Source organism: Pseudomonas sp. KH_046_1 (assembly GCF_057839025.1).
Window position 1 is genome coordinate 2,379,329 of the sequence record NZ_CM174481.1, and the last position, 13,603, is coordinate 2,392,931.

The window sequence follows — 13,603 nt, forward strand, 5'->3', positions numbered from 1 at the left end:
GCATTTCAACTGTGGGAGCGAGCCTGCTCGCGAAGAGGTCTGCATAGATAGCGCGAGATTCAAGCCATCCACCGATCCAGCGAACGAACCGATTCAAGTGCGTCAAGCCGGCACAACTGCTCAAACAACGCCTGCGCCTGCTCCCGCGGCATCACCCGCGTCGCCAAACTGAAAAACTTCTCCGCAAGCAGCACATCACTCAGCGGATTACCCGGCGCGCCCAACGGCACTTCAACGCACAGGCTCGCTTGCCGACCGTCCAGGGTCCGCAGTGTCACCACGGGCTCGCCATCCTCGGACAGTAGCGGGTCCACTTCAAGGCGAATGCGTGACATCCACTGGACAATGCGTGGATCGTTGCGCGCTTCATCGTCATAGGCCTGCAATCGACAATGACCATGTACCAGCCGTGCCGCCAGTGCATACGTCAGGCTCATCTGCGCCGCGGCGAGGGTGCCGACATCCTGGCCGCCACACATGTCCTTGAGAAAACTGCACAGCGAAACCTGTATGTCTTCGACCTGATCGACTGGCACATTCAATTGGTCGAGCAAAAGCCCCAACGCATCGATGGCCGAATGCGTGCCGCGACACGAGGCGTAGGGCTTGATCGAGCAGCGGGCGAGTTTCCATACGGCACCGAGATCGGCATCCAGTGCTTCGGGGGTTGAGGTGGCGCTGGCAAGTGTCTGCAAAAAACCACCCCAGACATCCTCGAACAACCTTGTTGGACCACTGATGCCCTGCTGCGCAAACCGCGCCGCCAGCAAACCCCCTTCGGCGGCCCGGCCACTGTGCAGTTTTTTACTTTGCGAGCCGTCGTGGATGAAAGCCCACAAGCCACCGCTGAAGCTGCCGGCGATGCCCAGTGCCGACAAGGTTTGCCCGGCATTCAATCGAAAAATCCGTGCACTGGCGGCTGCCGCGCCGAACACCCCGCAGGTCGCCGTGGAGTGCCAGCCAGCGCCGTTATGGGCTGAGTAGCCGCCGCAGGCTTCGAGCACCCGGCGCCCGACTTCGTAACCGATCACCACGGCCGTGATGAACTCGCGGCCGCTCACCGGTTGCCCGGCCATCGACACCGCCGCCATGACCGCCGGCAGCACTACGGCGCCGGAGTGGTCGCAGCCACCGGTGTCGTCCAGTTCCAGGGCATGGGCGGCGATGCCGTTGAGCATGGCTGCCTGAGCGGCGCCGACCCGCTGGCGAGTGCTCCAGACCAAAGTGTCGCCCGTTTCGTCTTCGAATACCTGCCGTGCCGTTTTCGCGACTTCGCTGTCTGCCCCGGCGAGGGTCGCGCCGAAAGTATCGAGAATGTGGCGCTTGGCTTGTTCCACCAGTGCGGGCGGCAGGTCCTCGAACCGCGTATCCACGCAAAATTTCGCCAGTCGTTGCATGCGCTCTGTCATAGCACGTAGTCCCTATAATGCCGCTCATACACCGACGCCGGATGATCTTCAGTGATCGGCGCTGCGGATTGCGCCCACCACTGGGCGACATCAGCACCGGTAGCGATCCATACGTCATCGTGCTGCAAAATCCCTTCGAGCAACTCACGCAACACACCAATGCGTCCCGGCGTAGCGATGATTTCCGGATGCAGGCGCAACACGTAGCACAGGCCGAAGCGATGAAACCCGGCGAAGTCCATTTGCAGGTTGCCCAGGGTGTGGCTGTAGGATGCGATCCGCGATTGCGCCGGCGGCACCGCCGGGCTGAGATTGAAGGCGAAGTAGGGTTCGTCCTCCAGTTCGTAATGCAGGGGCAACTCGATCACGTCGGGCGCGGTCGGGTGAGCGAACGGCAAGTCATCACCACGCCAAGACGACGACCAGCGCATGCCTTGATCCCTCAACGCCTCGATGAAGCCCGGTGCACCGTTGCCGGCGGGGATGCGCAAACCGGTGGGACGCTGACCGGTCAGCGCCGTCAACGCCGTGCATCCTTTGGCGATGTCGGCGCTCTGCGCGGCGAGGTCGAGGCTGTCGTAGTTCTGGTGGTGATACCCGGCGCAGGCAATCTCATGCCCGCCCGCCTGGATCGCACGAATATGCTCGGGGTTTTCCTCGGCGACGATACCGGGTACGAACCAGCTGCTGGAAACACCGAGCTCCTTGAACAGAGCGAGCAAACGCTCCACGCCGCGTTGGGTGCCGTAGCGCCAGACCGACAGGGTCTTGTCGCGTCCGGCGACTTCCGGGGCCTGGGTGAGAATGCCGTGGACGTCGTTGTAGTCGACGGTCAGTACCACGGCGCAGCGGTAGCCCTTGGGCCAGACAGTGGAATCAACCATGGTGATGTTCCTTCAGCCACCACTGGGCGACGTCACGGCAGGTGGCGAACCAGACGTCGTCGCGTTGGCGCATGTGTTCGAAGAGTTTTTCCAGCAACAGGATGCGTCCTGGTTTGCCGGTGATCTTGGGGTGGAACAGGGTGGTCAGGCACAGCCCTTCATCCATGGCACCGTCGTATTCGCGGCACCAGTTGTCCAGGGTCAGGGCGTAGCTGGCGGTGCGGTCCAGCCCCGAAGGGAAGTCCGGCGCGCGGGTATAGGCGATGGAGGCGTAGTCGTCCATTTCCCAGCGACCGGGGATTTCCACCAGCGGCGTGGCGTGGCCCGGAACATTCACCAGGTACGGCCGGTCATCGCCGCGCATGCTGCTGGAGTAAGTCACGCCGGCCTCCACCAACATCGCCGGGGTTTCGGCCCGCCAGTCGCCGGACGGCGTGCGGAAACCTTCGGCGCGGATGTGCAGGTGCTTCCAGAACACCTCGCGGGACCGCTTCATCACGTCCTTTTGCTGTTCCAGCGTCAGGGCGTAGAAGGATTCGTGTTTGTAGCCGTGATAAGCCACCTCATGCCCGCGCTCGACAATCGCCTGACACTGTTTCGGCCAGTTCTCCACGACCCAGGCCGGGACAAAGAACGTCGTCGGCAGACGGAATTCGTCGAGCAGATCGAGAATCCGCGGCAGCGCCCGGTACGGGCCATAACCGCCGAAGCCGAAATACTCGGGCTTGCGCCAGATCGAGCCGTTGAGCATGGCATCGCCGGTGGGGCCGTCGAGGTCGAAGGCCAGGGCCAGGCAGGCTTTGTGCTGGTCAGGCCAGGTGGGTTGGGGGGAGGAGGACATCGTTAGTGCTCCGACGATCTATAAACAATCACAAGACCTTGTGGGAGCGAGCCTGCTCGCGATGAGGCCAGTACATTCAACATCTTCATTGACTGATACACCGCTATCGCGAGCAGGCTCGCTCCCACAATGGATTTGGGACGCCTTTGCAATTACTTCCCGGCGTTAACCGTCACCGTCTTGATCGCACCCAGTTCCAGATCCCACTTCTTCAGGATCGCCTGGTAACTGCCGTCATCGACCATGCTCTGCATCGCCACTTTCACCGCTTCACTCAGCTCAGGCTTTTTCTTGCTCACGCCCAGCCCGGTGAACTGCTTGGAAATCGGCAGGCCCACGGTTTTGTACATGTCCTTTTCCTGGGTCTTGAGGTACGGCAGGGTTTCGCTGCCCTGCATGGCCGCGTCGATACGGCTTTGACGCAGTTGCGCGCGGGCGTCTGCCGAGCCTTCAGTGCCGATCACGTTGATCGCAGGCTTGCCGGCGGCTTCGCAGTTGGCCTTGCTCCACTCGGCGATTTCCGCCGGGAAGGTGGTACGTCGGCTGGTGCCGACTTTCTTGCCGCACAGGTCGATGATCTCGTTGGTGTCCTTGTTTTTCTGCAAGGTGTAGAACTGCGGACCGCTGGTGAAGTAGTCGACGAAGGTCACACTGGCCTGACGCTCGGCGGTGTCGGTCATGCCCGACATCACCATGTCGACGCGGTCGGTGGTCAGCGCGTTGATCATTTGCTCGAAACCGGTTTCCTGCCATTTGATCTTCACGCCCAGGCGTTCGGCCAAGGCGTTGCCCAGGTCAACGTCGAGGCCGGTGAGGGTGTTGGTGGCCGGGTCCTTGAAGTCCATCGGCGGGTAGTTCGGCATGATCGCCACAACGACCTCGCCCTTGGCCTTGATGCTGGCCGGCAATTCGGCAGCGAAGGTGAAGCCGGATGCCATAACGCCTGCGAGTACAGCTGGAATAACGAAGTTCTTCATGGTCGTTCTCTTATGAGTGTTGTGAGGCAGCTCTTGATTTGCGAGCCAGGCCCTTAGGTTCGAACGGCAGAAATGAAGCTTTGGGTGCGTGGGTTTTGCGGACTTATTAGTATTTCTTCGGGGCTTCCAGCCTCCACGATTTGTCCTTCGTCCATGAACACCATGCGGTTGGAAACCTCGCGAGCGAAGCCCAGTTCATGGGTGACGACGATCATGGTCATGCCGGTCTGCGCCAGATCGCGCATCACCGACAGCACCTCACCGACCAGTTCCGGGTCGAGTGCCGAAGTGGGTTCATCGAACAGCATCAGCTTGGGGCGCATGGCCAATGCACGAGCAATGGCGACGCGTTGTTGCTGACCACCCGACAGTTCGATCGGGTAGCTGTTGCGTTTGTCGGCCAGGCCGACGCGGGCGAGCAATTCCAGGGCTTCTTCGTGCGCCTCTTTGGGCGAACGCTTGAGCACCTGGCACGGCCCTTCGATGATGTTTTGCAGCACAGTCATGTGCGGGAACAGGTTGAAGCGCTGGAACACCATGCCGGTCGCCAGGCGCTGACGGGCGATCTGCGACTCGTTGAGTTCGTGCAGTTTGTTGCCGGCGATGCGGTAACCCACCAGTTCGCCGTCGACCCACAGGCCGCCCTTGTCGATCTTTTCCAACTGGTTGACGCAGCGCAGCAAGGTGCTCTTGCCGGAGCCAGACGGGCCGATGATGCACAGCACTTCGCCTTGCTCGACTTCGATGTTGATGTCCTTGAGCGCGTGGAAATGGTCGTAGTACTTGTTCAGGCTCACGGCCTTGACGATGCTTCTCATGTGCGGCTCCTCAGGAACGCTTGCCGGCGCCGCGGGCGAAACGACGCTCCAGACGGCTTTGACCAAAGGACAGGACGGTGACGGTGGCCAGGTACCAGATACCGGCGACGATCAGCAGCTCCATCACGCGGGCGTTGGCGTAGTAGATGTTCTGCGCGTTGTAGAGCAGTTCCGAGTACTGGATGACGCTCGCCAGCGAGGTCATTTTCACCATGCCGATGAACTCGTTGCCCACCGGTGGAATGATGATGCGCATGGCCTGGGGCAAGATGATCCGGCGCAGTGCTTGCAGGCGCGGCATGCCGATCGACTTGGCGGCTTCATACTGCCCGGTGTCCACCGAGAGCAGGCCGGCTCGCACCACTTCGGCGGTGTAGGCACCCTGGTTGATGCTCAAGCCGAGCAGGGCCGCCACGAATGGGGTCATCAGGCTCACGGTGTCCATTTCGAACAGACCGGGGATGCCGATGGTGGGGAAGATCAGCGCCAGGTTGAACCACAACAGCAGTTGCAGAATCAGCGGCGTACCGCGAAACAGCCAGGTGTAGATCAGCGCCACATAGCGCAGGATCGGGTTGGCAGACATGCGCATGATCGCGGTGATCACGCCGAACACGATGCCCAGCGCCATTGCCAGTACCGCCATGACGATGGTGTTGAGCAAGCCCCACATGATCGCCTGGGAGGTGAGGAACTGGCCGATGTACGACCATTCGATCTTGCCTTCGGCGAAGGCGCGCACCAGGCCGATAATTGCGATGACGATCACCGTGGCGAAGAAAATCCGCCCGTAGTAACGCCGGGGCACATGATCGTACTGGGTGATGTCGAACTGGTTTTCCGCCAGTTTGCGCTCCGCCTGGAGTCGTTCTGCCTGTGTCTGGCTCATGTTGTTTCTCCGAACTCGGTTTCAACGCTATCCCTGTGGGAGCGAGCTTGCTCGCGATAGCGGTGGGTCAGTTCACATTGATGTTGAATGTGAAACCGCAATCGCGAGCAAGCTCGCTCCCACAGGTTTTGCATCACTGCTTAAAGGCGGAAGCCCTGATAGTCCTCGGTCCATTGCTGCTGGGCGGCGAGGGCGGTTTTCAGGCGGCCGATCTGTTCGCGCACCTGTTGTGGCGCGGTCCCGCCCCAGCCGCTGCGGGCGGCGATGGCGGCTTCGAGGGTCAGGCTTGCGCGTACTTCTGGTGTGAGGCGCGGGTCGATTTCCGCCAACAGCGCCGGAGAGGCTTCCCACAATTCGATGTCGTGTTTCTCGCAGGCCTGGACCAACGCACCGGTGATTTCGTGAGCTTCCTTGAACGGCACGCCGCGCACCGCCAGCCAGTCGGCGACTTCGGTGGCGAGGGTGAAGCCCAGCGGTGCCTGGCGACGCAGCTCTTCGACGTTGACCGTCATGGTCGCAACCATTCCGGCCATGGCCGGCAGCACCAGCAGCAGGGTGTCGACGCTGTCGAGCACACCGTTCTTGTCTTCGCTCAAGTCGCGGTTGTAGGACAGCGGCAGGGATTTGAGGGTGGACAACAGGCCGGTCAGGTTGCCGATCAGGCGACCCGCCTTGCCCCGCGCCAGTTCGGCGATGTCCGGGTTTTTCTTCTGCGGCATGATCGAACTGCCGGTGGCGTAGGCATCGTCCAGCGCGACCCAGCGGAATTGCCGCGACGACCACAGGCAGAACTCTTCGGCGAGGCGCGAGATGTTGATGCCGAGCATGCTGGCGATGAACAGGAACTCGGCGACGTGATCGCGGCTGGCCACGGCGTCGATGGAGTTTTCGCAAACGCCGCTGTAGCCCATTTCTTTTGCCGATTGCTGAGGTAAACGAGCAATAGCCGAGCCAGCCATGGCCGCCGCACCGAGTGGCGACAGCGAAGTGCGCGCGTCCCAGTCCACCAGGCGCTGCACGTCGCGCAACATCGACTGGGCGTGGGCCAGCAGGTGATGAGCAAACACGATCGGTTGTGCCTGCTGCAGGTGGGTGAAGCCGGGGCAGATGCTCTCGATGTGTTGCTCGGCCTGGTCCACCAGCGCCTGCTGTAAGCCCAGCACTTCAACGGCCAGGGTGCGCACGTGGTCCCGCAGGAACAGCCGCAGGTCGTTGGCGGTCTGGTCGTTGCGCGAACGACCGGCGCGCAGCTTGCCACCGAGGGTGCCAAGGCGTTCGGTCAGCAGGCGTTCGATGAAGGTGTGGACGTCTTCGTCGTCCAGGGTCGGGGCGATGCTGCCGGCGCGGAAGTCAGCGCCGATACGTTCCAGGGCGTCGAGCATGGTCTGGGTTTCTTGCTCGCTCAGCAGTCCGGCGCGCTGCAGTTCCCGGGCATGGGCCTTGGAGCCGGCGAGGTCGTACGGGGTGAGCCGGAAGTAGCGCTCAGGGCAACGGGACAGGGCCGCCAAGGCTTCGCTAGGGCCGCTTTTGAAGCGAGCACCCCAGAGACGGTCGGTGGTTTGAGACATTGTTGTTTTCCTCGTCGGTAACGCGAACTGAAATGGGTATGCCGGGCCGCAACGTCGCTAAAAAGTCAGCGAACGAAATCAGGCCAGATCAGTTTTCAAGAGGGCAGTTGCAAAGGGGCGAGAGCTGATCGAAGTGTCAGCTTTTAATGTTTTGAGATCAGTGGTTTGGCACTGATGTTCGGGATTTATTGGCGGTTGCCAAGCCTGGTTTTCTGTGCTCATTATTATTAGGCCAGCTATGTTTTTGTTGTTGGGCACAGATTGTTGAATAGGGCGCCAGAGGTAAATAAGCATTATGGAAACCCCACTTTCCAATTCCGGAAACCCGCCGCCGAAAACGCTGCAACGGGCACCGCTGGCCCTCAGCGGGCTGGACTTCAAACTGCTCAAAGTGTTCAAGGCCGTGGTCGAGGCAGGTGGCTTCAGTGCCGCGCAAAATGAGCTGAATGTGGGGCTGGCAGCCATCAGTAAACAGATTTCCGACCTGGAAATCCGTATCGGTATGCGCCTTTGCACGCGGGGGCGAGAGGGCTTTCACCTGACGGAAGAAGGGCGTCTGGTGTATCAGGCGTCGATAGACTTGTTTGCCTCGGTCGACAACTTTCGCGACCGCCTTAGTTCAGCGCAAAACGAACTTGTCGGTGATCTTGGCGTGGGGGTTATTGATAACACTATCTCTGACGCCAATTCGCCGTTAGTTGCCGCACTTAGACGTATAAACGAACAATCTCCCAAGGTTAGATTTCAACTTCAGGCCACGCAACTTGATGAGGTTGAAAGAGGTGTCGTCGAGGGGCGATTGGTGGCGGGAATTGTGCCGGTTTATCAAAAGCGCGAAGAGTTCGATTACTACGAACTATACGAAGAACGCTCGGAGGTTTATTGCGCGCTCGGCCACCCGCTGTTCTCCATGGCGGACGCGGACATGGGGGGGAATGTGCTCAAGGATTACGAGTGCATCAACCATCGCTACGCGATTCATCGCGACAAACTGAAATTTGCCCACTACGACAGCTTTTCCGCCTCGGCAACCCAGGTGGAGGCCGTTGCGCTGCTGATCAAGACTGGTCGTTTCCTGGGGTTCCTGCCCCAGCATTACGCCGCACCGATGGTGGCGCGGGGAGAGTTTCGCGCGGTGCGCCCGGACCTGATCAACATCGTCACGCCGTTCAGTCTGATCCTGCGCCATAACACTGTGCGCAGCCCCTTGGTGAAGGCATTTGCCCAGGCACTGGGCGTGGATTTAAAAGCCTCGGTTTGATTGTTCGCCGCGTTGAACACTAACTAACGAACACTGGCGGCCAATGGGGATGATGGTGCCAGGCTTAAGGCTTCAGCACTTGCAGCAACACGAAATCGTTTTTATCGAAACGTCCGCTCAATACTGCTTGTAGAGTTCCCAATGCCGTGCCGTGAAGAGCGCGATAATCGCTGAGATCCATCATCACACAAGCAGGCGCCGCAACACTTTCCAGTCCCAGGAACGATTGGCTGAAGACTGGTTGCAAGTCCTGCGATATTGACCATGAACTTGATCACCTTGGCGTCCTTATCCGGCCACGCTCTCCCGCGGTGAAGCGCAACGCGTGGCCCCGGCCAGTGATACCCCGGTGCTTGCGGCTGCCACCGACGGAATCGAATTTCGCAGGGATCAGCTGTGAACAGGTACAGGCTCCACAGACTTTCGCCCGGCGTCCGTCCTGCTACCGCCTATTGGCGGCAGCCTTATCGGCGATCAGACCTCGCTGATATTGACCCAGCGCTGTTCCCGCGCCGCCAATCGAATCGCCGTCGCCAGCCGTTCAACTTCCAGGGCTTGCTCGAAATCGGTGCCGGCTTGTCCGTGCCCGGCCAAGGCCATGATCAACTCATGCACTTCCAGCGTTTTCAACTCGTTGTAGCCCAGCTGATGCCCCGGCGCGGGACTGAACGCTGCATATCCGGGCAGGTTCGGCCCGGCCAGTAAACGCTGGAAACCGTCCTGGCCGACACGGCACAGGCGTAACTCATTCAAACGCTCCTGATCGAATGACAGGGTCCCTTGGGTGCCACTGATCTCGAAACTCAGGTGATTCTTGTAGCCGTGCTTGAGCCAACTGCTGCTGAAGGTGCCACGCGCTCCGCTGGCAAAGCGCAGTAACGCATGGGCCTGATCGTCGACGGCAATTGTGCGTTGTTCCTGGCTACCGGCTGTGGTCGGGCGCTGGCGGTGCACGGTCTGGGAATCGGCGCATACCGCTTCGACATCGCCGAGCAGATAGCGCGCCATGCCCAGCAAGTGGCTGCCCAGGTCCGCCAGCGCGCCACCGGCATGTTCAGCCTCACAGCGCCACGACCAGGGTGACGCTGGATCGGCCATGAAGTCTTCGCTGAATTCGCCTTGAAAGCTGATGATCTCACCGAGTTTGCCGCTCTGAATCAACTCCCGCGCCAGGCCGATGATCGGGTTGTGCTGGTAGTTGTAGCCGACACGGGTGACCACGCCCGCATCCTTGGCCGCCAGGTGCATGGCGTTGGCCTGTTCGAGGTTCACCGCCAGCGGTTTTTCGCAGTACACCGGTTTGCCAGCGGCAAGCGCGGCCATGGCCATCGGGTAGTGCAGGTGGTTGGGGGTGGTGATGGCGATCAGGTTGACCTTGGGGTCGTCGATCAATTGCTGCCAGTCGCCATAGGCCTGCTCAAAGCCCCAGGCAGTGGCGCATGCCTGGGCACGAACGGAATCGGCGTCGGCCAGGGCGGCGAGGCGAAGCGTGAAGGGCAGTTCGAATGCTGCGCTGACGTTGCGAAAGGCCAGGGCATGGGCACGCCCCATGAAACCCGTGCCGATAAGTCCGATTCCGAGTTCGCGCATGACAGGATCCTTTGGTTTTTGTTTTCAGGAAACCCGTTTATAGAATAAAAATTCCTTTTCATCAATTATGGAATAAATATTTACATGTGGCCGCTGAGCGCTCGCGTGCAAACGCGGGAGTTCTTCGCTGCGCGCGGCGCCGTAACGCCAGTGTCTCGGTCAGTCTTCGAACCCGACCTGCTCGTGAATCTCATCGACTTTCAATTCCAGTCGATAAGCCACGGCGATAAACAGCGCCTGACACAGGCACAAGGTCGCACTCAACGAGCGGAAGGCAAACGAGCTGCCTTCGTTGACCAGCAGCACGGTGTTGGCGCGCTTGGCCAAAGGTGAAAGGTTACTGTCGGTGATGATCAGGGTTTTCGCCTGATGATGCTGGGCGATGCGCAGGCAGTGCTGGGTTTCCTTGCCGTACGGCGTGAAGCTGATGGCGATCACCAGGTCATTGGCGCGCACGCTGCGCATCTGCTCGCGGTAACTGCCGCCGAGTCCCGATACCAGGTGGATGCGCTTGTTGGTGTGTTGCAGGTTGTAGACCAGGTAATCGGCCACCGCGAACGAGCGGCGCACGCCGACCACGTAGATGTTGTCAGCGTTGACCACCAGATCCACGGCCTTGTCGAAGGCCTGATCATCGAGTTCCAGCCCCAGCCGTTCGATGCCCGACAGGGTGGCGTCGATGCATTCGCGCGCCAGGTCGCCGCCGCTGGCCTTCTGTGACTTGTTGGCGATCATGCTGCGAATGCGCTGCTGGTAGTTCTGCACCGGCGTGGTCTTGTGGGTATACGCCTCGCGAAACAGCGCCTGCATTTCGCTGAAGCCGCTGAAGCCGAAACGCTGGGAAAACCGCACGATGGCCGACGGGTGCACTTCGCATTCGCGAGCGATGTCGCTGATGCGGTCGACCATGATCCGGTCGCTCTGCTGGCTCATGTAGCTGGCGATGCGTTTGAGCTGGCGCGGCAGGCTTTCGTATTCATCGGTGATCAGCTGCAGCAGACGCTCGGCATTGATCGGGGGACTGGTGAGATCGCTGTCGGGCGTGCTCTCGGTCGTAGCCGGCTGATCGGTGCGGGACATTGGGGAATCCTTCTGGCTTGTTCTTATAGGGACGATTTTTCAATTCGTCCCCTGACAATAGGTTGGCTGTGCGCAGTCTACAGGGTAGGCCCGAATAAAATCTTGAGCTTGCAGCAGTGTGAAGCTTGCTGAAACGATGCACTGCTTCTGGAACGCATGTGCCAAAGCTTATTGGAAAATATATTCCATGTAAAAAATATTTGGAATAATTATTGATTGTTCGGTCCCGGTCGTTTTAGTCTGCATCCACCAAGAGTGTTCGGTACGGCCATCGCCCCGAACGCAGGCTGATAAAAATAACAGGAGCCAGCATGGGCCAGACTCGTTTTGCCAGTGGGCGTCAATTGGATCTGATTTGCCTGGGGCGCCTAGGCGTCGACCTCTATGCGCAGCAAGTCGGGGCGCGGCTGGAGGATGTAAGCAGCTTTGCCAAGTACCTCGGCGGCTCGTCCGCCAACATCGCCTTCGGCACCGCGCGGTTGGGGCTGAAGTCGGCGATGCTGAGCCGGGTAGGGGACGACCATATGGGGCGCTTCCTCGTTGAGTCCCTGACCCGTGAAGGCTGCGATGTCAGTGGCATCAAGGTCGATCCGGAACGCCTGACCGCCATGGTCCTGCTGGGTCTCAAGGACCGCGAAACCTTTCCTTTGGTCTTCTACCGTGAAAACTGCGCCGACATGGCGCTGCGGGCCGAAGACATCAGCGAAGCCTTTATCGCTTCCAGTAAAGCCTTGCTGATCACCGGCACGCATTTCTCCACCGACGGTGTGTACAAGTCGAGCATCCAGGCCCTGGACTATGCACAGAAGCACAACGTCAAACGGGTGCTGGACATCGACTACCGCCCGGTGCTCTGGGGTCTGGCCGGCAAGGCGGACGGTGAGACCCGTTTCGTCGCCGACCAGAACGTCAGCCAGCATGTGCAGAAAATCCTTCCGCGTTTCGACCTGATCGTCGGCACTGAAGAAGAGTTCCTGATTGCCGGTGGTGCCGAGGATTTGCTCACTGCGCTGCGCAATGTCCGGCGCCTGAGCGCTGCGACCCTGTTGGTCAAGCTCGGTCCGCAAGGCTGCACGGTGATTCATGGAGAGATCCCGACCCGTCTTGAAGACGGTGCGATTTATCCCGGCGTGCGAGTGGAAGTGCTTAACGTGCTGGGGGCCGGTGATGCCTTCATGTCGGGCTTCCTAAGCGGTTGGCTGGAGGACGCCAGCGATGAGCGCTGCTGCCAGTTGGCCAACGCCTGTGGCGGCCTGGTGGTGTCGCGCCATGCCTGCGCCCCGGCGATGCCGACCCGCGCCGAACTGGATTACCTGTTCAACAGCCCGGTGCCGATTACCCGTCCGGACCAGGACGCGGTGTTGCAGCGCCTGCATCAGGTCAGCGTGCCGCGCAAACAGTGGAAGCAACTGTTCATCTTTGCCTTCGACCATCGCGGGCAACTGGTGGAACTGGCGCAAAAGGGCGGCCGTGACCTCAACGCCATCTGCGAACTCAAGCAACTTTTTATCCAGGCCGTGGAGCGGGTCGAAACCGATTTGCGCGAGCAAGGCATCGACGCCGATGTCGGGCTGCTGGCCGATCAACGTTTCGGCCAGGACTCACTGAACGCCGCCACCGGTCGCGGCTGGTGGGTGGCGCGGCCGGTGGAAGTCCAGGGTTCGCGGCCATTGGCCTTCGAACACGGTCGCTCTATCGGCAGCAACCTGATCGCCTGGCCGCAAGAGCAGATCATCAAGTGCCTGGTGCAATTTCATCCCGACGACGAACCGTTGCTGCGTCTGGAACAGGAAGCGCAGATCAAGGGTTTGTATCAGGCGTCCCAGGTCAGTGGTCATGAACTGCTGCTGGAAATCATCCCGCCCAAGGATCACCCCTCGGCTCACCCGGACGTGCTGTATCGCGCCCTCAAGCGCCTCTACAACCTGGGCATCTACCCGGCGTGGTGGAAGATCGAAGCGCAAAGCGCCGAGGAGTGGCAGCAACTCGACGAACTGATCCAGGAACGCGATCCGTACTGCCGAGGGGTGGTGCTGCTGGGCTTGAACGCCCCTGCATCAGCGTTGGCCGAAGGCTTTCAACAGGCCAGCCAGAGCCGGACCTGCCGCGGGTTCGCCGTGGGCCGGACGATTTTCCAGGAGCCGAGCCGTGCGTGGTTGGCCGGGGAAATCGACGATGAGGCGCTGATTCGCCAAGTGCAAGGCACCTTTGTCGAATTGATCGATGCCTGGCGTGCGGCGCGGAGCTGAACATTTTCAATGTATGAACACTGAACCTGTGGGAGCG

At 60.4% G+C, this 13,603-nt stretch carries 11 protein-coding genes; 2 read left to right on the forward strand and 9 right to left on the reverse strand.

Going from position 1 to position 13,603, the window contains the following annotated elements; genetic code table 11:
- Window positions 1–59: 59 nt before the first annotated feature.
- The 7 genes from AC3IT9_RS11090 to argH form a co-directional block, all read right to left on the reverse strand.
- Window positions 60–1,409: an MmgE/PrpD family protein gene (locus AC3IT9_RS11090; RefSeq protein ID WP_489273048.1), complete on the reverse strand. Its 1,350-nt coding sequence runs from the start codon at window positions 1,407–1,409 to the stop codon at window positions 60–62.
- Complete coding sequence (locus AC3IT9_RS11095) at window positions 1,406–2,293, reverse strand: polysaccharide deacetylase family protein (RefSeq protein ID WP_489273049.1); 888 nt, start codon at window positions 2,291–2,293, stop codon at window positions 1,406–1,408. The genes AC3IT9_RS11090 and AC3IT9_RS11095 overlap by 4 nt, the downstream gene beginning before the upstream one ends.
- The gene (locus tag AC3IT9_RS11100) at window positions 2,286–3,134 is read right to left on the reverse strand and encodes a polysaccharide deacetylase family protein (RefSeq protein WP_150727265.1); all 849 of its coding nucleotides are present in this window, start codon (window positions 3,132–3,134) and stop codon (window positions 2,286–2,288) included. Before AC3IT9_RS11100 ends, AC3IT9_RS11095 begins: the two co-directional genes overlap by 8 nt.
- 152 nt (window positions 3,135–3,286) lie before the next feature.
- On the reverse strand, window positions 3,287–4,111 hold the full coding sequence (locus tag AC3IT9_RS11105) for an ABC transporter substrate-binding protein (RefSeq protein ID WP_150727266.1): 825 nt from the start codon (window positions 4,109–4,111) through the stop codon (window positions 3,287–3,289).
- Window positions 4,112–4,164: 53 nt separating this feature from the next.
- On the reverse strand, window positions 4,165–4,929 hold the full coding sequence (locus AC3IT9_RS11110) for an amino acid ABC transporter ATP-binding protein (protein WP_150727267.1): 765 nt from the start codon (window positions 4,927–4,929) through the stop codon (window positions 4,165–4,167).
- 10 nt (window positions 4,930–4,939) lie between these two features.
- Entirely contained in the window at window positions 4,940–5,818 is an 879-nt protein-coding gene (locus AC3IT9_RS11115; protein WP_150727268.1) for an amino acid ABC transporter permease, read from the reverse strand.
- 140 nt (window positions 5,819–5,958) lie between these two features.
- Window positions 5,959–7,386 (reverse strand): argininosuccinate lyase, encoded by a 1,428-nt coding sequence (gene argH / locus AC3IT9_RS11120; protein WP_489273051.1) that lies wholly within the window; start codon window positions 7,384–7,386, stop codon window positions 5,959–5,961.
- Between the two features lie 295 nt (window positions 7,387–7,681).
- Between argH and AC3IT9_RS11125 the strand changes: the two genes are divergently transcribed.
- Window positions 7,682–8,647: a LysR family transcriptional regulator gene (locus AC3IT9_RS11125; RefSeq protein ID WP_150727270.1), complete on the forward strand. Its 966-nt coding sequence runs from the start codon at window positions 7,682–7,684 to the stop codon at window positions 8,645–8,647.
- 474 nt (window positions 8,648–9,121) lie between these two features.
- Here AC3IT9_RS11125 and AC3IT9_RS11130 read toward each other — a convergent pair whose 3' ends face one another.
- Window positions 9,122–10,237 carry a Gfo/Idh/MocA family protein gene (locus AC3IT9_RS11130; RefSeq protein WP_489273053.1) on the reverse strand — a complete coding sequence of 372 codons (1,116 nt, stop codon included), beginning with the start codon at window positions 10,235–10,237 and terminating at the stop codon, window positions 9,122–9,124.
- 159 nt (window positions 10,238–10,396) lie between these two features.
- The gene (locus AC3IT9_RS11135; protein ID WP_150727272.1) at window positions 10,397–11,317 is read right to left on the reverse strand and encodes a MurR/RpiR family transcriptional regulator; all 921 of its coding nucleotides are present in this window, start codon (window positions 11,315–11,317) and stop codon (window positions 10,397–10,399) included.
- A 311-nt stretch (window positions 11,318–11,628) separates the two neighbouring features.
- Here AC3IT9_RS11135 and AC3IT9_RS11140 point away from each other — a divergent pair, with 311 nt between their 5' ends.
- Window positions 11,629–13,566, forward strand: coding sequence for a bifunctional 5-dehydro-2-deoxygluconokinase/5-dehydro-2-deoxyphosphogluconate aldolase (locus AC3IT9_RS11140; RefSeq protein ID WP_489273055.1), 1,938 nt, complete (start codon window positions 11,629–11,631; stop codon window positions 13,564–13,566).
- The last annotated feature ends 37 nt before the right edge of the window (window positions 13,567–13,603 follow it).